19 protein-coding genes are annotated in these 18,524 nt (G+C 72.5%); 11 read left to right on the top strand and 8 right to left on the bottom strand.

The window, feature by feature from the left end:
- Positions 1-87: 87 nt before the first annotated feature.
- Genes RKD20_RS40640 through RKD20_RS40625 form a run of 4 tightly spaced genes read left to right on the top strand, consistent with a single transcriptional unit; the run spans position 88 to position 2,613 of the window.
- Positions 88-666 carry a TetR/AcrR family transcriptional regulator gene (locus RKD20_RS40640; protein WP_424882075.1) on the top strand — a complete coding sequence of 193 codons (579 nt, stop codon included), beginning with the start codon at positions 88-90 and terminating at the stop codon, positions 664-666.
- 38 nt (positions 667-704) lie between these two features.
- The gene (locus RKD20_RS40635) at positions 705-1,100 is read left to right on the top strand and encodes a (R)-mandelonitrile lyase (protein ID WP_020118201.1); all 396 of its coding nucleotides are present in this window, start codon (positions 705-707) and stop codon (positions 1,098-1,100) included.
- A gap of 11 nt (positions 1,101-1,111) precedes the next feature.
- Positions 1,112-1,696, top strand: coding sequence for a DUF4865 family protein (locus tag RKD20_RS40630; protein WP_424882074.1), 585 nt, complete (start codon positions 1,112-1,114; stop codon positions 1,694-1,696).
- Positions 1,690-2,613, top strand: a complete 924-nt coding sequence (locus tag RKD20_RS40625; RefSeq protein ID WP_424882073.1) for a phosphotriesterase family protein — start codon at positions 1,690-1,692, stop codon at positions 2,611-2,613. The genes RKD20_RS40630 and RKD20_RS40625 overlap by 7 nt, the downstream gene beginning before the upstream one ends.
- A 6-nt stretch (positions 2,614-2,619) precedes the next feature.
- Here RKD20_RS40625 and RKD20_RS40620 read toward each other — a convergent pair whose 3' ends face one another.
- The gene (locus tag RKD20_RS40620; protein WP_424882072.1) at positions 2,620-3,147 is read right to left on the bottom strand and encodes an SMI1/KNR4 family protein; all 528 of its coding nucleotides are present in this window, start codon (positions 3,145-3,147) and stop codon (positions 2,620-2,622) included.
- Between the two features lie 367 nt (positions 3,148-3,514).
- On the opposite strand from RKD20_RS40620, the gene RKD20_RS40615 reads away from it, so the two are divergent.
- Positions 3,515-4,486 carry an NAD-dependent epimerase/dehydratase family protein gene (locus tag RKD20_RS40615; RefSeq protein WP_424882071.1) on the top strand — a complete coding sequence of 324 codons (972 nt, stop codon included), beginning with the start codon at positions 3,515-3,517 and terminating at the stop codon, positions 4,484-4,486.
- Between the two features lie 14 nt (positions 4,487-4,500).
- On the opposite strand, the gene RKD20_RS40610 is transcribed toward RKD20_RS40615, so the two are convergent.
- From RKD20_RS40610 to RKD20_RS40595, 4 genes are read right to left on the bottom strand one after another with little or no spacing between them, the layout of a single operon-like run.
- The gene (locus RKD20_RS40610; protein ID WP_424882070.1) at positions 4,501-4,950 is read right to left on the bottom strand and encodes an RpiB/LacA/LacB family sugar-phosphate isomerase; all 450 of its coding nucleotides are present in this window, start codon (positions 4,948-4,950) and stop codon (positions 4,501-4,503) included.
- A gap of 1 nt (position 4,951) precedes the next feature.
- Positions 4,952-5,674, bottom strand: coding sequence for an NUDIX hydrolase (locus RKD20_RS40605; protein WP_424882069.1), 723 nt, complete (start codon positions 5,672-5,674; stop codon positions 4,952-4,954).
- A complete protein-coding gene (locus tag RKD20_RS40600) occupies positions 5,667-6,911 on the bottom strand; it encodes an ROK family protein (RefSeq protein ID WP_424882068.1) in 1,245 nt (414 codons plus the stop codon). The genes RKD20_RS40605 and RKD20_RS40600 overlap by 8 nt, the downstream gene beginning before the upstream one ends.
- A 37-nt stretch (positions 6,912-6,948) precedes the next feature.
- The gene (locus RKD20_RS40595) at positions 6,949-7,590 is read right to left on the bottom strand and encodes an alpha-ketoglutarate-dependent dioxygenase AlkB family protein (RefSeq protein ID WP_424882067.1); all 642 of its coding nucleotides are present in this window, start codon (positions 7,588-7,590) and stop codon (positions 6,949-6,951) included.
- A gap of 67 nt (positions 7,591-7,657) precedes the next feature.
- On the opposite strand from RKD20_RS40595, the gene RKD20_RS40590 reads away from it, so the two are divergent.
- Together RKD20_RS40590 and RKD20_RS40585 are read left to right on the top strand one after the other, a co-directional pair.
- Complete coding sequence (locus tag RKD20_RS40590) at positions 7,658-8,800, top strand: methyltransferase (RefSeq protein WP_424882066.1); 1,143 nt, start codon at positions 7,658-7,660, stop codon at positions 8,798-8,800.
- Entirely contained in the window at positions 8,793-9,575 is a 783-nt protein-coding gene (locus RKD20_RS40585; RefSeq protein WP_424882065.1) for a class I SAM-dependent methyltransferase, read from the top strand. Before RKD20_RS40590 ends, RKD20_RS40585 begins: the two co-directional genes overlap by 8 nt.
- Here the strand turns inward: RKD20_RS40585 and RKD20_RS40580 are convergent.
- The gene (locus RKD20_RS40580; protein ID WP_424882064.1) at positions 9,553-10,404 is read right to left on the bottom strand and encodes a class II fructose-bisphosphate aldolase; all 852 of its coding nucleotides are present in this window, start codon (positions 10,402-10,404) and stop codon (positions 9,553-9,555) included. The genes RKD20_RS40585 and RKD20_RS40580 overlap by 23 nt on opposite strands.
- 8 nt (positions 10,405-10,412) lie before the next feature.
- Positions 10,413-11,297 carry an SIS domain-containing protein gene (locus RKD20_RS40575; protein WP_424882063.1) on the bottom strand — a complete coding sequence of 295 codons (885 nt, stop codon included), beginning with the start codon at positions 11,295-11,297 and terminating at the stop codon, positions 10,413-10,415.
- A gap of 123 nt (positions 11,298-11,420) precedes the next feature.
- Here RKD20_RS40575 and RKD20_RS40570 point away from each other — a divergent pair, with 123 nt between their 5' ends.
- The 3 genes from RKD20_RS40570 (at position 11,421) to RKD20_RS40560 (ending at position 15,041) form a co-directional block, all read left to right on the top strand.
- The gene (locus tag RKD20_RS40570; protein WP_390102934.1) at positions 11,421-12,200 is read left to right on the top strand and encodes a DeoR/GlpR family DNA-binding transcription regulator; all 780 of its coding nucleotides are present in this window, start codon (positions 11,421-11,423) and stop codon (positions 12,198-12,200) included.
- 126 nt (positions 12,201-12,326) lie between these two features.
- Positions 12,327-14,123 (top strand): glycoside hydrolase family 15 protein, encoded by a 1,797-nt coding sequence (locus RKD20_RS40565; protein ID WP_424883438.1) that lies wholly within the window; start codon positions 12,327-12,329, stop codon positions 14,121-14,123.
- A gap of 42 nt (positions 14,124-14,165) precedes the next feature.
- Positions 14,166-15,041 (top strand): PhzF family phenazine biosynthesis isomerase, encoded by an 876-nt coding sequence (locus RKD20_RS40560; protein ID WP_424882062.1) that lies wholly within the window; start codon positions 14,166-14,168, stop codon positions 15,039-15,041.
- A gap of 3 nt (positions 15,042-15,044) precedes the next feature.
- Here RKD20_RS40560 and RKD20_RS40555 read toward each other — a convergent pair whose 3' ends face one another.
- A complete protein-coding gene (locus tag RKD20_RS40555) occupies positions 15,045-16,043 on the bottom strand; it encodes a hypothetical protein (RefSeq protein WP_424882061.1) in 999 nt (332 codons plus the stop codon).
- 159 nt (positions 16,044-16,202) lie between these two features.
- Here RKD20_RS40555 and RKD20_RS40550 point away from each other — a divergent pair, with 159 nt between their 5' ends.
- The gene (locus tag RKD20_RS40550; protein WP_424882060.1) at positions 16,203-18,458 is read left to right on the top strand and encodes a heavy metal translocating P-type ATPase; all 2,256 of its coding nucleotides are present in this window, start codon (positions 16,203-16,205) and stop codon (positions 18,456-18,458) included.
- Positions 18,459-18,524: the final 66 nt, after the last annotated feature.

The following is an 18,524-nucleotide window of genomic DNA, read 5'->3' as shown; positions in this document are numbered from 1 at the left end:
ACGGCCAGCGGCAGTGCGTGTACCTCCCGGGGAGTACGTGGCCCTGTTCGGCCTGCTCCCCAGGGTCTCGACTCTGTAACTACTAGTATGTACAGTGACGGCATGAGCACTTCGGACCGACTGATCGAGTCCACCCGTGAGCTGCTGTGGGAGCGCGGCTACGTGGGGACCAGCCCCAAGGCCATCCTGGAGCGCGCGGGCGCGGGACAGGGCAGCATGTACCACCACTTCAAGGGCAAGCCCGACCTCGCCCTGGCCGCGATCCGAAGGACCGCCGAGGAGCTGCGCGCCACCGCGGAGAAAGCGCTCGGCGGGCCCGGCACGCCGTACGAGCGCATCGAGGCGTACCTGCGGCGCGAGCGGGACGTGCTGCGGGGCTGCCCGATCGGCCGGCTCACGATGGATCCGGATGTCGTCGCCAGCGACGAACTGCGCGCGCCGGTCGACGAGACCATCGACTGGATCCGCGAGCGCATCGCCGGGATCGTCGAAGAGGGCAAGGAACAGGGCCAGTTCGCGACCACGCTCGACGGCGAGGAGATCGCGGCCACCGTGCTCGCGACGGTCCAGGGCGGCTATGTCCTCGCCCGTGCGTCCGGCTCGCCCGCCGCGTTCGACACCGGCGTGCGAGGCCTGCTCTCGCTGCTCGCACCCCACAGGTCGTAGCTGCTCGCACCCCTCTCGCCGTAAAGGAGTCGACACACATGCAGATCACCCGACAGCGCCCCGGGACCCGGCAGGGAGCGGCGGAGAACTTCACCGGGACGGTGTGGCTCGACGAGATAGCCGCGCCCGAAGCCCCGTCCCGGCTGCGGATGTTCAACGTCCACTTCGCCCCCGGCGCGCACACCGCGTGGCACCGACATCCGCACGGCCAGGTGCTCCATGTCCTGGAGGGCGAGGGACTGGTGCAGCGCAGGGGTGCTCCCGCCGAGCCGATCCGCGCGGGTGACACGGTGTGGATCGAGCCGGGCGAGTGGCACTGGCACGGGGCCGGGCCGCGCACCTTCATGACCCATCTCGCGGTCGTCGAGGCCGCGGAGGACGGCACGACAGCCGACTGGGACGCGCATGTCGCCCCCGAGGACTACCCCGCCTGAGGAGACGCCCGATGCACGCCATGCAGTACGAACTCACCCTGCCCGCCGACTACCACATGGACGTCGTCCGCGCCCGCGTGGCCCGGGTCGGGCATCTGCTGGACGACTGGGAGGGGCTCGGCTTCAAGACGTACCTGATGCGCGAGCGCGGGGTGAACGGATCGCCCGTCAACCAGTACGCGCCCTTCTACCTCTGGAACACCATGGAGGGCATGAACACCTTCCTCTGGGGAGGCGCCTTCCAGGGCCTCAGCAACGACTTCGGGCGGCCGTCGGTGCGCCAGTGGTCGGGTCTGTCGTACGAGGAGGGCGGCACCGTCGGCCACCCCGCCCGGTGGGCCGTACGGCGGAGGCAACAGGTGCCCGAGGGTGTGGAGTTGGCCGAGGTGATGGCGGACGCGGTGGGTGAGGCGGGGCGGCTGGCCGGGGAGGACGGCGCGGTGTGCGCGGCGGCCGCCGTGGACACGGCCCGCTGGGAGCTCGTCCACTTCTCGCTCTGGACGCACGAGTCGCCCAAGGCGGACGGCGAGATGTTCGAGGTGCTGCATGTGTCGGCGCCGGGTCGGGAGCGGCTGGGGCGGGGACGGCAGTGGTGAGCGCGGGCGCGGTGCGTACGGTGGCCGGTGACGCTCCCGCCGGGGAGCTCGGGGTGTGCGACGCCCACGACCATCTGTTCTTCGGCAGTCCCCAGCTGCCCGGGCAGGAGCTGCGGAGCCTTTCCGCGGCGCGGGCCGAGCTGGCGGCGTTCGCCGGGCTGGGCGGCGGCACCGTGGTGCAGTGGACGCCGTACGGGCTGGGGCGGCGGGCCGCCGATCTGCCGCCGCTGTCGCGAGAGACCGGGGTGCGGATCGTCGCCGCGACCGGGCTGCACCAGGCCGTCCACTACGACGACGCGACGCTCGCCGGACTGCGCGGTCGTCTCGCCGAGGTGTTCGTCGCCGAACTCACCGAGGGCATCGGCACGTCCGGCGTCCGCGCGGGGCTGATCAAGGTGGCCGGCGGCTTCCACGCGCTCGACGCGCACGCCCGCTGGACCATGTCCGCGGCGGCCGAGGCACACCACGCGACGGGGGCGCCGATCGCCGTCCACCTGGAGTTGGGGACCGGTGCGCTGGACGTATTGGACCTGCTGTGCGGGGAGTTGGGGGTGCCGCCGCAACGGGTGATCCTCGGGCACCTCAACCGCTCCCCCGACTTCACCGTGCACCGCCAGGCCGCGGCCTCGGGCTGCTACCTCGCCTTCGACGGGCCGTCGCGCGCCAACCACGCCACGGACTGGCGCATGCCGGACGCCGTACGCGCCCTCGCCGAGGCGGGTCACGGGGACCGTCTGCTTTTGGGCGGCGACACCACGACCGCGGCCGCCCGGTCCGTCAACGGTGGCCCCGGGATGCCGTATCTGCTGCGCCGGGTGCGTCCGCGGCTCGTGGTCGAGTTGGGTGAGGAACCGGTGGGGCACATCCTCGTCGACAACCCCGGTCGGGCCCTGGCCGTGGAGTGGCGTCGGCCTTGACGCCGCTCACCGGCAGAGCGCGTCGATGTCCTCGGAGAACGCCGGGAACTCGGACCGGGCGGCTGCGACGATGTCGCGGGTGGTCCGGCGCGGGGTGGTCGAGTGGCGCTCGGCGAGTTCGGTCAGCTCCGGATTCGGGCGGGCGTCGTACTCCTCGTGCTCCACGACCTCCATCGGCCCCAGTCCGTCGGCCAGCACCCACAGGAAGTCGGACAGGTTCGCCGCGACGACCCCGCGCTCGCCCTCCGAGCCCAGGAACACCACGGGCTGCTCGACGAGGGGCCGCCCCGGCCGCACGCACCACAGGGCGGCGAGGCCACCGGTGCCGTCCTGTCCGAAGACCCGGTAGGCATCGCCGTCCAGGTCGTGGTTGCCGGTCCAGTTGCGCAGCCAGTCGGTGGTCTCCTCGGCGGAGTCGAAGGCGTCGTACGGCTCGAAGTCGACGCCCTCGCCGTCGTCGTAGTCGAACTCCACGCGGGCCACGTCGGCCAGGGCGGGCGGGAAGGCGCGGTCGCCCTCGGTCGTCTCGATCATGCCCGCAGGCTAGTCGCCACCACTGACAACGGTCCTGCGCCACCGAGATGTCCACCGAGGGCTGCGGTTTCCGCCGCCGCGGCGAGCACCTCGTGCGCGGGACGGCTCACGAAGGCGGCCACCAGGCTCTGGTCCGCGGGGAGTTCGGCGGCCCGCCCATCCCCCGGTGCGGCCGGACCCGCGCACCGGCGACGCGGCTGACGCGCGGGACCGGCCGGACCCCGACCTGGACGGACCGTTCGTCCTCCCCCACCGCGGGCTCCTCCGGGAGGCACTGCTGACGCAGGTCGCGGCACGATGGAGCTTGACGGCGCCGCCGGGGGCCTGATCAGACTGGCCTGCCCGACCTGACACTGATGGGAAGAACATGCGAGTCGTCGTCATCGGCGGTAGCGGGCACATCGGCACCTTCCTGGTCCCCCGACTGGTCCGCGCCGGCCATGAAGTGATCAACATCAGCCGTGGCAGCCGTACCGCCTACGTTGAGGCTCCCGAATGGCGACACGTGCGTCAGGTGGCCGCCGACCGGGAGCAGGAGGACGGCGAGGGGACCTTCGGCGACCGCGTGGCCGGGCTGGAGCCGGACGTCGTGATCGACCTCGTCTGCTTCACCCTGGACTCGGCCGTCGCGCTGGTCGAGCGGCTGCGCGGCGAGGTCGGGCACCTGGTGCACTGCGGCAGCGTGTGGCGGCACGGCCCCGCCGACAAGCTGCCGATCTCCGAGACCACGGGCACCCCGCCCGTCGGGGAGTACGGCATCCAGAAGGACCGTATCGCCCGGATGCTGAAGGAGGAGACCGCTTCCGGGGGCCTGGTGACCACGTCCCTGCACCCCGGGCACATCGTCGGCCCCGGCTGGCACCCGATCGGTCCGCTGGGGAACCTCGACCCCGCGGTCTGGTACACGCTCTCGGCGGGACAGCCGCTGAAGGTCCCCGGCAGCGGCGTCGAGCTGATGCACCATGTGCACGCGGACGACGTGGCGCAGGCCTTCGAGCGGGCGGTCGAGCACCGGGACGCGGCGGCGGGAGAGGACTTCACCGTCGTGGCCCCCACCGCGCTGAACGTGCGCGGGTACGCCCGTGTCGCGGCCGGCTGGTTCGGCCGGAAAGCGTCGCTGGAGCCGGTGACCTGGGAAGAGTTCCGCAGCACCACGGCCCCGGAACACGCCGAGGCGAGCTGGGAGCACCTGCACCGCAGCCAGTGCCTCGCCATCGAGAAGGCGAGGACCCTCCTCGGCTACGCCCCGCGCTACGAACCGGAGGCCGCCGTACTGGAGTCGGTGCGTTGGCTGATCGACCACGAGGAGCTGAAGCCGGCAGTCAAGCTGAGCGTATGACCGGAAGCGCGCTTCTAGGCCCGGCCGGCGTCCAGGCGCCCCACCCGGGCGACGTTCTCCCGGTCCTCGGCGTCCTCGCTCGCCTCCGCGGCGAACCAGGCGTCGAGGATCTCCTTGAGGAGCGGCGCGGAGGTGAGGCGGAGGCTGAGGGCGAGGGCATTGGCGTCGTTCCAGCGGCGGGCGCCGTCCGCGGTGCAGGCGTCCGTGCACAGGGCGGCCCGTACGCCGGGGACCTTGTTCGCGGCGATGGAGGCGCCGGTGCCGGTCCAGCAGCACACGACGGCCTGGTCGGCGGTCCCCGCGGCGACTTCACGGGCCGCGGCCTCGGAACAGACGGCCCACTGCGGGTCGGCCCCGGGGCTCAGGGCGCCGTGCACGGCCACCTCGTGGCCCCGCGCGCGCAGCTCGTCGACGAGGGTGCGCGCCACTGGTTCGTCCATGTCCGAGGAGACGGAGATCCGCATGTCACGAGCCTACTCGGCGGCTCGTCCAGCGGACGACGGGTTCGAGGTATGCGACGTCCGGACCGGCGAGGTCCGGCAGTTCGGCCGGTGAGCCGACGAGGGCGACCCGGTCGAACTCCGGGGCGCGCCCTCGTGCCGTCTCGGCGGCCACGAGCGCCTCGAAACACTCGTGGAGCAGGGGCGCGGGCAGGGGCGGTGCCAGGTAGTGGACGCCGGTCTGTCCGTCCTCGCCGTGGGTGACCAGGCAGCGGGTGAGGTCGGCGGCCGGGAGGTCGACACCCGTCTCCTCGGCCAGTTCCACGGCCGCGTGGCGGCGCAGCGCGTGCTCGTCGAGCGGCTCGTCACCGGTGGGTGGTTCCACCGATCCGCCGGGGAACTGCCAGCGGCCGGGCGCGGCGGTGGACGAGGACATACGGCCCACCAGTACGCGTCCGTCCTCGGTCGGCTGCACGACGCTCACGAACAGGGAACGCGGGACGGTGGCGCCCGGGACGCGGCGCAGAGCGAAGCAGCGGTAGGTGGCGCGGGACCAGGAGACGAGCAGGGTGTCCGGGGTTTCCCGGGACAGTCCCGCGCACACCGCCACCGGGCCGTCGAAGAGGGCCGGGTTGGCCAGGACCGCGGTGTCCCACTCTCGGTCCATGGCTGCCCGCGCCTCGGCCGGGACCACCGGGGGCGCCACCTCGACCAGGCGCAGTCCCCCGGCTTCCAGCAGCTCAGCCACGGGTCAGTGCCCCCAGCGGATCGTCCAGCACCGGCTGCCACGCCAACTCGGCCGCTCCGACGAGGCTGTTGTGGTCCAGGGTGCAGGCCAGGATGGGGACGCCGCCGCTCTGTCCCCACAGGCTGCGCTCGGCGACGACCGCGCGCAGGCGCCCGGGGTCGGCGTCCAGGAGGGTGCGGTGAAGGCCACCGAGGATGATCCGGTCCGGATTGAGGATGTTGACCAGACCGGCGAGGCCCAGGCCCAGGCGGTCGATCAGCGACTCGGCCGCCCTGCGGACGGCGGGGTCGTCGTAGTGGTCGCGGACGAGGTCGTCGGCCTGCCGGAGCAGGGAGTGTTCGGGGCCGGGGTCGAGTCCGGCCGCCGTGAGCAGGGCCAGCGGGTCGGCCTCGACGTCCAGGCAGCCGCGGCTGCCGCAGTAGCAGGGGCGGCCCTCGGGGTTCACGGTGAGGTGGCCGACTTCCAGGGCGAGTCCCGAACTGCCCGTGTGCAGACGCCCGTCGAGCACCAGTGCGCCGCCCACACCCCGGTGGCCGGTCGCCACGCACAGCAGATCGCGGGCACCGCGGCCCGCGCCGTGCCGGTGCTCGGCGAGCGCGGCGAGGTTGACGTCGTTGCCCGCGAAGGCCGGCCCGGTGATGCCGGCGGCGCGCACGCACTCGTCGAAGATACGGCGGACGGGGGCGCCCGCGGGCCAGGCCAGATGCAGGGGGTTGAGGGCGAGCCCGTCGGGTTCGGCGACCGCGGACGGCACGGCGAGTCCGGCGCCCACGCAGCGCCGGCCGGTCGTGCGCAGCAGGTCGGCACCCGCCTCCACGACGGAGCCGAGGACCTTCGCCGGGTCGGCGTCGACGGTCTCGCAGCCGGGCGCGGTGGCGACGATACGGCCGCCCAGACCGACCAGGGCGGCCCGGAAGCCGTCGGCGTGCACCTGTGCGGCCAGCACGACGGGACCGTCCTCGGCGACCGCGAGCCGGTGCGAGGGCCTGCCCTGCGAACCGGCGGCGGCGGTGGGCCGGGCGTCGACGCGGATCAGCCCGAGCGCCTCCAGTTCCGCGGCGACCGCGCCGGCCGTCGCCCGGGTCACCCCGAGTTCGGCGGTGAGCACCGCACGGGTGGGCGCACGCCCGGTGTGCACGAGCTCCAACGCGGGCCCGAGCGCACCGCGCCCCCGGTCCAGCCGCGCCCTGGAGGTGGTCCCTTCCCCCGCCGGCCGGGGGTCCGCCTTGCCGCTCATGAGGGCGAGTCTCCCATGATCCGTTCGTTGTCCCGGTCTAGAGGCCGCTGACCCGCAGCGTGATGTTCAGCCGTCCCGTCAGCCCCAACTCGGGGGGCGCGGTGCCCGGATGCACGCGGGGCACCCCGTGGTAGGCGAGCCTCGACGGGCCGCCGAAGACGAACAGGTCGCCGCTGCGCAGCTCGACGTCCGTCCAGGGCCTGGTCCGGGTCTCGGGGTTGCCGAAGCGGAAGACACAGGTGTCGCCGAGGCTCAGGGAGACCACGGGTGCCTGCGACTTCTCGTCGCTGTCGCGGTGCATGCCCATGCGGGCGTCTCCGTCGTAGAAGTTGATCAGTGCGATGTCGTATCCGGAGGCCTCCGTCCCGAGCGCGTCCCGCACGGCTTCCCGGCCCAGCTCGCCCAGCCGGTGCGGGAAGGGCTTCACCGGTGCCCCGTCGCCGTCGACGACCGTGCGGGCGTAGCCGTACGGGTACCAGTGCCAGCCCAGGCAGACCTGCCGTGCGGTCATCGTGCCGCCGCCCGGGGTGCGGACCGTGCGCAGTCCGGCCGGCGGCCGCGCCCACTCCCGGCAGGCCTCCAGCAGCTCGCGCTGGCGCGCCGGAGCCAGCCAGTCCGGCACGTGCACCGCGCCCGGCGCGACCTCCGTACGGGCTCTGGGGAACAGCTCGGCTTCCATGGGTTCCATCCTGCCCGAGGGGCCTGAGCTGCGGCTCCGATAGCCTGGACGCACGATGGACGACCGAATGACCAGCCCCTGGGGCGAGCTCGCCCTCACCCGCTTCCCCGAGGACCCGCGCGACCGGCTGCGCGCCTGGGACGCCTCCGACGAGTATCTGCTGAGGCACCTCGCGGACGAGGGGGTGGCGCTGTCCGGCACCGTCGTCGTGGTCGGGGACCGCTGGGGCGCCCTGGTCACCGCGCTGGCGGCGCACCGGCCGGTGCAGATCACCGACTCCTTCCTCAGCCAGGAGGCGACCCGGGCCAACCTCGAACGCGCCGGCGTCGAACCCGGCACCGTGCGGCTGCTCACCGCACAGGACCCGCCGCCCGGCCGGGTCGACGTCCTGCTGATGCGCGTGCCGAAGAGCCTGGCCCTGCTGGAGGATCAGCTCTCGCGGCTGGCGCCCGCGGTGCACGAGGGCACGGTCGTGGTCGGCACCGGCATGGTGAAGGAGATCCACACCTCGACGCTCCAGCTGTTCGAGCGGATCCTCGGCCCGACCCGCACCTCGCTCGCCGAGAAGAAGGCCCGGCTGATCTTCTGCTCGCCGCAGCCGTCGCTCGAACGGCCCGCGAATCCCTGGCCGTACGGCTACACGCTCCCGGAGGGCGTCGGTGCCGTCTCCGGACGGCCCGTCGTCAACCACGCGGGCGTCTTCTGCGCGGACCGGCTCGACATCGGCACCCGGTTCTTCCTCCAGCATCTCCCGGACAGCCGCGGCTCCCAGCGGATCGTGGACCTGGGCTGCGGCAACGGGATCGTCGGCACGGCGGTGGCCCTGGCGAATCCCGAGGCCGAGGTGCTGTTCGTCGACGAGTCCTTCCAGGCCGTGGCCTCGGCGGAGGGGACGTACAAGGCGAACGGGGTGCCGGGGCACGCGGAGTTCCGGGTCGGGGACGGTCTGACGGGGGTCCCGGCGGACAGCGTCGACCTCGTCCTCAACAACCCGCCGTTCCATTCCCACCAGGCCACGACCGACGCGACGGCCTGGCGGATGTTCGCCGATGCGCGCAGGACGCTACGGCCCGGCGGTGAGCTGTGGGTGGTCGGGAACCGGCACCTCGGGTACCACGTGAAGCTGCGGAAGCTGTTCGGAAACAGCCAACTGGTCGCCAGTGACCCCAAGTTCGTGGTGCTCAAGGCGGTAAAAAGGTCGAGTGACTGATTCCTCGACGCGGGAGTTCTACGACTCGCTGGCACCTGACTACCACCGGATCTTCGCGGACTGGGACGCCAGCATCACCCGCCAGGCGGCCGCCCTGGGCGCTCTCCTGGGGCCGGGCCCGCACCGGATCCTGGACTGCTCGTGCGGGATCGGGACCCAGGCGATCGGGCTGGCGCTGGCCGGGCACCAGGTCGTCGGCAGCGATCTCAGTCCCGTCGCGGCCACGCGCGCCGCTGCGGAGGCGGCGGCGCGCGGTGCCCGGCTGCCGACGGCAGCCGCGGACATGCGACGGTTGCCGTTCGTGTCGTCCGTCTTCGACGTGGTCGTCTGCGCCGACAATTCCATGGCTCATCTGCTGACGGACCGGGACGTGGCGGCCGCGCTCGCGGACATGCGGCGGGTGCTGCGGGACGGGGGTCTGCTGCTGCTCACCCTCAGGGACTACGACGAGCTCCGCCGGACCAGGCCCGGGGGCGCGCCTCCGCAGGTCTCCGAGGGCTCCGAGGGCTCCGAGGGCTCCGACGGCCGGGTGATCACCTTCCAGCTGTGGCACTGGCACGAGGACGGCGAGCGCTACGACCAGGAGTACTTCCAACTGTTGCCCGGCGACGGGGACGACTGGGCCGTCCGTGTCCGTCGCACGGCCTCCTGGGCGCTGACGCGTGCGCAGCTGACGGAGTTCGTGACCGCGGCCGGTTTCGTCGACCTGCGGTGGCACGATCCGGCGTCCAGCGGGTTCTACCAGCCCGTCCTCACCGCCCGAGCAGCCGGATGATCCGCCGGGCCGCCTCGACCATGGCGTCCCGCCCGGCACTCAGGTACACGCGGGAGTCCACCGCCTCGGGGTGAGCGGTCAGGAACTCCCGGATCGCGCCGGTCATGGCGACGTTCAGCGCGGTGCCGACGTTCACCTTGGCGATGCCGCCCGCGACGGCCGCGGTGAGTTCCTCGTCGCGGACTCCGGAGGAACCGTGCAGGACGAGGGGGACGTCCAGGATGGCGGCGAGACGCTTGAGCAGGTCGTGGTCGAGCGTCGCGGTGCGTTCGGTCATCGCGTGGGCACTGCCGATGGCCACGGCGAGGGCGTCCACACCGGAGTCGGTGACGAAGGCGCGGGCCTCGGCGGGGTCGGTGCGGGCGCCGGGGGCGTGGGCGTCCAGCGGAGGCCGGCCCTGTTTGCCGCCCACCTCCCCCAACTCGGCCTCGATCCACAGCCCTTGGGAGTGCGCCCAGTCGGCCGCGGCCCGGGTCGCGGCGAGGTTCTCGGCGTAGGGCAGGTGGGCCGCGTCGTACATCACGGAGCCGAAGCCGGCGTCGGCCGCCTGCCGGAGCAGCTCGTCGCTCTGGACGTGGTCCAGGTGCAACGCGACCGGTACGGCGGCGCGTTCGGCCGCGGTGGCGGCGGCGCGGGCCAGCGGGCGGAGGCGGCCGTGGCGGAACTTGACGGCGTTCTCGCTGACTTGGAGGACGACGGGCGCATCAAGGGACTCGGCGCCGGCGATGACGGCCTCGACGTGTTCCAGGGTGATGACGTTGAAGGCGGCGACGGCGGTACGGGCGGCGGCGGCCCGGGTGACGAGCTCGCCGGTGGTGGCCAAGGGCACGGGGTCTCCTAGGGGCGGGCGAGGATCACCGAGCGGGTGAGGTGGCGGGGCCGGTCCGGGTCGAGTCCGCGGACCGCGGCGACGGCGACCGCGAGGCGCTGCACGCGGACCAGTTCGGCGAGCGGGTCCAGGGCGCCCGGTACCCACAGTCCGCCGGTCTCCCGCACCTGTCCGGCCAGTCCTTCCGGGGCCTCGCCGAGCATCCAGGTGGCGGTGCCGTGGGTGGTGACGCTGATGGGGCCGTGCCGGTACTCCATCGCCGGGTAGGCCTCGGTCCAGGCGAGACAGGCCTCGCGCATCTTCAGTCCGGCCTCGTTGGCCAGCCCCACCGTCCAGCCCCTGCCGAGGAAGGTGAACTGTGTGCAGTCGACGAGGCCTTCGGGCAGGGGCGTCGAGAGCGCGGTGCGGGCGTCGGCGACGACGGCGTCGGTGTGCAGGCCCAGGTGGGCGCGGAGCAGGGTGAGGGCGGTGGTCGCGAACCGTGTCTGGACGACGGAGCGTTCGTCGGCGAAGTCGAGGACGACGACCTCGTCGGCGGCGGTCATGACGGGGGTGGCGGGGTCTGCGGTGAGCGCGGTGGTGCGGGTGCGCCCCTTCAACTGCCCCAGCACGTCGAGGACTTCGGTCGTCGTACCGGAGCGGGTGAGGGCGACGACCCGGTCGTACGAGCGGCCGCGCGGGAACTCCGACGCGGCGAAGGCGTCCGTCTCGCCCTGGCCCGCGCCCTCCCGCAGCGCCGCCACCGCCTGCGCCATGAAGTACGAGGTGCCGCACCCGACGATCGCGACCCGCTCCCCGGCTGCCGGGAGCGCGTCGACGTGGCGGGTGGCCTCCGCCACCGCCCGGGTCCAGCACTCGGGCTGGCTGGTCAGCTCGTCCTCGACATGGGTCATGCCGTACGCCTCCCTCATTTTGATTTTTCTTGCAAGATACAGCGCCCTTTCAAGCACAATCAAGCATTGGCGCTCAAGGACGGTGCGCTAAGGTCGCCGGAGGTGGAGGAGCGGAGGGTACGGATGTCGCGGGACGCCCGTTGGAAGGCGCTGCTGGAGCTGCTCGTCGAGCGGGGCCGGCTGGACGTCGAGGAGGCGGCCGCCGATCTGGAGGTCTCGGCCGCCACGATCCGCCGTGACTTCGACCAGCTGGCCGAGCAGCAGATGCTGGTGCGCACCCGGGGCGGAGCGGTCGTGCACGGGGTGTCGTACGAGCTGCCGCTGCGGTACAAGACGGCCCGCCACGCCTCCGAGAAGCAGCGCATCGCGAAGGCGGTCGGGGAGCTGATCGCGCCAGGTGAGGCGGTGGGGCTGACCGGGGGCACGACCACGACCGAGGTGGCGCGGGCGCTCGCCGTGCGCGGGGACCTCGCCGGCGGCTCCCCCGCGCTGACGATCGTCACCAACGCGCTCAACATCGCCAATGAGCTGGCCGTACGTCCCCAGTTCAAGATCGTGCTGACGGGCGGGGTCGCGCGTCCGCAGTCGTACGAGCTCGTCGGGCCGCTCGCGGACGGCGTGCTGAGCCAGATCACCCTCGACGTGGCGGTGCTCGGTGTCGTCGCCTTCGACGTCACGCACGGTGCCGCCGCCCACGACGAGGCGGAGGCCGCGATCAACCGGCTGCTGTGCGAGCGGGCCGAGCGGGTGGTCGTCGCCGCCGACTCCAGCAAGCTGGGGCAGCGCGCCTTCGCCCGGATCTGCGCGGCCGAGAAGGTCGGCACACTGGTCACGGACGCGGCGGCGGCGCCGGAGACGGTCCGGCGGTTCGAGGAGGCGGGGCTGCGGGTCCTCACCGTCTGAAGGCCGGGGAGATTCGGTGTGCGGGCTGTTCCCCTGACACCCGTGGCCGATCCTGCCTAGGCTGATCCGCAGGAGGCTGCGATGAACGGATCAGCCAGGGATCACAGCGGATCACCCAGGGCCGACATGGGCTACCTGCCGATCGCCGAGCACGGTCTGATCGGCGACCTGCGCAGTGTGGCGCTCGTCGGGACCGACGGCACGATCGACTGGTACTGCTGCCCGTCCTTCGACGCGCCGAGTGTCTTCGCGTCGATCCTGGACGCGGAGCGCGGCGGCAGCTTCGAGCTGGCGGCGACCGTGCCGGCACGGACCAAGCAGTTCTACTTCCCCGACACCAACGTCCTGATCACCCGGTTCTACACCGAGGACGGCGTGGGCGAGGTCCAGGACTTCATGCCGGTCGACGGCGACACGGTGGAGACCGAGCGGCACCGGCTGATCCGGCGGGTGGTGTGCGTGCGCGGTTCGATCCCGTTCCGCACGCGTGTGGCGCCGCGCTTCGACTACGGCGCCCAGCCGCACACCGTGCGCATGGTCGGGGACGTGGCGGTCTTCGAGTCCCCGAAGCTGTCGCTGGGCCTGACCGCGACCGTGCCGCTGGAGACCGAAGGCCCGGACGCGCGCGCCGACTTCAAGCTCTCCGAGGGCGAGTCGGCGGTGTTCGCGCTGGACCAGGTCGGCGGCGAGGTGACCCCGCGCCGGTGCGCGCGCACCGAGGCCGAGGAGCAGTTCACCAGCACGGTCGCCTACTGGCGGCACTGGCTGTCCGCCTCCAAGTACCGGGGCCGCTGGCGGGAGATGGTGCACCGCTCCGCCCTCACCCTCAAGCTGCTCACCTACGCGCCCACCGGCGCCATCGTGGCCGCGCCGACCACCAGCCTGCCCGAGCAGCTAGGCGGCGAGCGCAACTGGGACTACCGGTACGTGTGGGTGCGGGATGCCGCCTTCTGCGTGTACGCGCTGCTGCGGCTCGGCTTCACCAGCGAGGCCGAGGCGTTCATGGACTTCCTCATCCGGCACGTCAGTCCGGACGGCAACGGCCACTCCGGGCCGCTCCAGATCATGTACGGCATCGACGGCCGCACCGATCTGACGGAGCGTGAACTCGGCCACCTGGAGGGGCATCAGGGCTCGGCGCCGGTCCGGGTCGGCAACGCGGCCGCCGACCAGCTGCAACTCGACATCTACGGCGCCCTGATCGACTCGATCTACCTCTACGACAAGTGGGCCAAGCCGATCTCCAGCGGCCAGTGGGACGACGTGTGCACGCTCGTGGAGTGGGTGTGCGCGCACTGGGACCAGCCCGACGAGGGCATCTGGGAGACCCGGGGCGGCCGCAAGAACTTCCTGTACTCGCGGCTGATGTGCTGGGTGGCGATCGAGCGGGCGATCCGCATGGCCAACCGGCGCGGACTGCCGGCCGACCTGAACCGCTGGCGGGAGAGCCGGGACGCGATCTACCGGCGGATCATGGACCGTGGCTGGTCGGAGACCCGGCAGGCGTTCGTGCAGCACGAGGACGGCGATGTGCTGGACGCGGCCGTGCTGATGATGCCGCTCACCAAGTTCATCGCGCCGACCGACCCGAAGTGGCTGTCCACGCTGGACGCTCTGACCGAGGAGCTGGTGTCGGACTCGCTCGTCTACCGCTACGACCCGACGGCCAGCCCCGACGGACTGCGCGGCGACGAGGGCACCTTCTCGATCTGTTCGTTCTGGTACGTCGAGGCGATGGTGCACGCCGGGCGGATCGACGAAGCACGCCTGGCCTTCGAGAAGATGCTCACCTACGCCAACCATCTGGGCCTGTACGCCGAGGAGATCAGCAACACCGGCGAGCAACAGGGCAACTTCCCGCAGGCGTTCACCCATCTCGCCCTGATCAGCGCCGCGTTCAACCTGGACCGGGCCCTCGGCTGAGCACCCGGAATAGCCGCCACCCGGTCCCACGTTGCCGCCAGCATGACGACGAACACGACGCGGCCCGAGGTCCTGCGATACACCGCCTTCTCCAGCTCTCCCGAGGGCGGCAACCCCGCCGGCGTCGTACTGGACGCCTCCACCCTGGACGACGGAGACATGCTGGCCATCGCCGCCGAGCTCGGATACTCCGAGTCCGCCTTTCTGACCGCGCCGCCCGAGGGACTGGACGGGCCGGAGGGACGGACGTTCACCATCCGTTACTTCAGCCCCAAGGCCGAGGTGCCGTTCTGCGGGCACGCCACCGTCGCGACCGCTGTCGCGCTGGCCGAGCGGATCGGCCCGGGAGAGCTGGTGTTCGCCACGCCCGCCGGAACCGTGCCGGTGTCGGTGGCCGAGGAGGGCGGGACGGTCAGGGCCACGCTCACCAGCGTCGCCCCGCACGTCCAGGAGGTCTCCGACGCAGATCTCGCGGAGGCGCTGGCCGCGCTCGACTGGCCCGCCACCGATCTCGACCCCGCGTTCCCGCCCAAGATCGCCTTCGCGGGTGCCCGCCATCTCGTCCTGGCGGCGGCGACCCGCGCGCGCCTCGCGGAGCTGGCGTACGACTTCGCGCGCCTCGAAGCCCTGATGCACCGACTGGACCTGACCACGGTCCAGTTGGTGTGGCGGGAGTCGGACACCGTCTTCCACGTCCGTGACCCGTTCCCCGTGGGCGGTGTCGTCGAGGACCCGGCGACCGGTGCCGCGGCCGCGGCGTTCGGTGCGTACGCCCGCGAGCTCGGGCTGGTCCCGGAGGACGCCGTCCTCACCCTGCACCAGGGTGAGGACCTGGGCCGCCCCGGCGAGCTCACGGTGACCCTGCGTGCGGGCGACCCCCGGGTGCGGGTCGGGGGCGCGGGGGCCCTCATCGGCTGAGGGTCAGTGGCCGTGTGCGCCGGAGGACTCGCGGGGGGCCTCGTCCATGGGCGCGGCGACCGCTCCTCCCGTGCTGACCGTGAACGCGGCGGTGTGCACCTTGCCGTCGTGCTTGAAGTCGAGGAAGAGCCGGTAGGTGCCGCTGCTGGGCGCCGTGGCCGTGAAGGAGATGTCCGGGCCGGCGGCGGTGGTGCCGTCGCCGGGCTCGCCGTTCGGATGGACGTGGAGGTAGGCGAGGTCGCCGGAGCGCAGGGCGACCAGGTGGCCGTAGGCGCCGAGGTAGGGCTGGAGGTCGGTGACCGGCCTGCCGCCTCGGGACACGGTCGGTTTCAGCTCGTGGGCGGCGCCGGGGCGCAGGGCTCCGCCGAGCTTCACCTCGTAGCCGTCGGTCGTGGCGGTGGTGTTCGGCGCCGGCAGGGGCTGTGGCGCGTAGGTGCCCGACACGGCCAGATCCGCGCCGAGGGTGACGTTCTCGGCGCCCTTCTTCTCCGGGGTGAAGTCGGCGAAGACCCGGTAGCCGCCCGCCCGGGGCAGGGACACGGGGATGCTCCAGGTTCCGTCGGCCGCCCTGGTGGGGTGCAGATGACGGTAGGTGTTCAGGTCGCGTGAGGCGACGATGAGGTGGAGTTCCTTGTCGTGCTCCCGGCGGTAGGCGGTGACCGCGCGCCCGTCGTCACCCCGGATGGCGAAGCGGAGGTCGGCGGTGCGGCCGGCCGCGAGACGAGGGGTCCGCAGATCGAGGGTGTAGCCGTTCTCGGAGATCTGGAGGCCGCCGGCCGGGGACATCTCGTGCCCCGAGTGCCCCTCGCGCCCCGAGTGTCCCGAGCGGTCCGGTTCTCCTGGGTGCTCCGATTGCCGTGAGCCGCCGCCCGTGTGCGCGTCGTGACGGGCGGGCGGCTCGTCGTCGACGACAGGGCCCATGCCCTGGCCCACGCCGTAGGCGGTGCCGAACGTCGCGGCCAGCGCGGCGGCGAATGCGGTGATCTTCAGTCCAGCGTGCATGACCGGCTCCTCCGGCTCGACAGGGGTTCCCGATGCACTTCACCATACCCCTGGGGGGTATCAAGTCAACCCACTCGATCGCTTGCCCTGAATACCTACCCGGGGTATACAGGAGTCGCATCACAGAATACCCCCACCCGGTATCCATGAGGAGCGTCGATGACCACCACCGCAGCGGCCGAGACCGAACTCGCGATCGGCGGCATGACCTGTGCCTCCTGCGCGGCACGCATCGAGAAGAAGCTCAACCGGATGGACGGGGTCACCGCCACCGTCAACTACGCCACCGAGAAGGCCAAGGTCACCCACGCCGCGGGCGTGTCGGTCCAGGACCTCATAGCGACCGTGGAGAAGACCGGGTACACGGCCCGGGAACCGGCGCCGCCGGAACCGTCCGCCCCCGACGACAGGGAATCCGACCAAGGGGAATCCGACGAACTGCGGTCCCTGCGCGAGCGGTTGACGACCGCCGTGGTGCTGGCGGTACCCGTCGTCGCGATGGCGATGGTCCCGGCGCTGCAGTTCGAGTACTGGCAGTGGCTGTCGCTGACGCTGGCGGCGCCCGTGGTGACGTACGCCGGATGGCCCTTCCACAAGGCGGCGTTCACCAACGCCCGGCATGGCGCGGCCAGCATGGACACGTTGATCTCGGTCGGCACGACGGCCGCCTTCGGCTGGTCGCTGTGGGCGCTGTTCCTCGGGACCGCCGGGACGCCGGGCATGAAGCACCCCTTCGAGCTGACGATCGCCCGCGGCGAGGGCACCGGGAACCTGTATCTGGAGGCGGCGGCCGGGGTGACCGCGTTCATCCTGGCCGGGCGGTACTTCGAGGCCCGCTCCAAGCGCAAGGCGGGCGCGGCCTTGAGGGCGCTGCTGGAGCTGGGCGCGAAGGACGTGACCGTGGTGCACGCGGGAGGCCACGAACAGACCGTGCCTGTCGGGGAGTTGAAGGTGGGAGACCGCTTCCTCGTCCGTCCCGGTGAGAAGATCGCCACCGACGGGACCGTCGTCGAAGGCTCCTCCGCCGTGGACGCCTCGATGCTCACCGGTGAGTCGGTGCCCGTGGAGGTCACGCCCGGCGACTCCGTCACCGGTGCCACCCTCAACGCGGGCGGACGGCTCGTCGTCGAGGCGACCCGGGTCGGCGCGGACACCCAACTCGCCAGGATGGCCAAGCTGGTCGAGGACGCGCAGAACGGCAAGGCGGCCGCGCAGCGGCTCGCGGACCGGATCTCCGCGGTGTTCGTGCCGGTGGTGATCGCCCTTGCGCTGGGCACCCTCGGCTTCTGGCTCGGCAACGGCGCGAGTACGGCCGCCGCGTTCACCGCCGCCGTCGCGGTGCTGATCATCGCCTGCCCGTGCGCCCTCGGCCTGGCCACGCCGACCGCGCTGCTGGTCGGGACCGGTCGCGGTGCGCAACTCGGCATCCTCATCAAGGGCCCTGAGGTCCTGGAGTCCACGCGCAAGGTCGACACCGTCGTCCTGGACAAGACCGGCACCGTCACCACCGGCCGGATGACCCTGCTGGCCGTGCACGCGGCCCACGGCACCGACGAGGCCGAAGTCCTGCGCCTGGCGGGCGCCTTGGAGCACGCGTCGGAGCACCCGGTGGCCCGCGCGGTCTCCGACGGGGCGCTGGAGAAGCTGGGTTCACTGCCCGTGCCCGAGGACTTCGCCAACGTTCCGGGGCTCGGCGTGCAGGGAATCGTCGACGGTCACGCGGTCCTCGTCGGACGCGAGCGGCTGCTCGCCGACTGGGCGATGGAGCTGCCCGAGGAGCTCCGGCTCAGGAAGGACGCCGCGGAGTCGGCCGGCCGTACCGTGGTCGCGGTCGCCTGGGACGGGGAGGCAAGGGCCGTGCTCGAAGTCGCCGACGCGGTCAAGGACACCAGCCGTGAGGCCGTCACCCGGCTGCGCGCGCTCGGGCTCACCCCGATGCTGCTGACCGGTGACAACCGGGCCGTGGCCGAGTCCGTGGCCCGCGAGGTCGGCATCGACCCCGGGCAGGTGATCGCCGAGGTGCTGCCGCAGGACAAGGTCGACGTCGTCAAGCGGCTTCAGGCGGAGGGCCGTTCGGTCGCGATGGTCGGCGACGGGGTCAACGACGCGGCCGCGCTGGCTCAGGCCGACCTGGGCCTGGCGATGGGCACGGGCACGGATGCCGCGATCGAGGCGGGCGACCTGACCCTCGTCCGGGGCGACCTTCGGGCCGCGGCGGACGCCATCCGGCTCGCCCGCCGGACCCTGGGCACGATCCGCTCCAATCTGTTCTGGGCGTTCGCCTACAACGTGGCCGCGCTGCCGCTCGCCGCGGCCGGGCTGCTCAACCCGATGCTGGCCGGTGCGGCGATGGCGTTCTCGTCGGTGTTCGTGGTGGGCAACTCGCTGCGGCTGCGGTCGTTCCGAGCGGCGTGACCAGGTGACCAGGGCCTCCTTAGGCGTGGGCGGCGACGGCGATGAGGGCCGGGGCGAGGCGGTCAC

It is taken from the genome of Streptomyces sp. SLBN-8D4 (assembly GCF_049739545.1).
GTDB classification, from domain to species: domain Bacteria; phylum Actinomycetota; class Actinomycetes; order Streptomycetales; family Streptomycetaceae; genus Streptomyces; species Streptomyces canus_C.
Note: the sequence above shows the minus strand (reverse complement) of the source record. Positions and strands in the feature narration are given on the sequence as shown.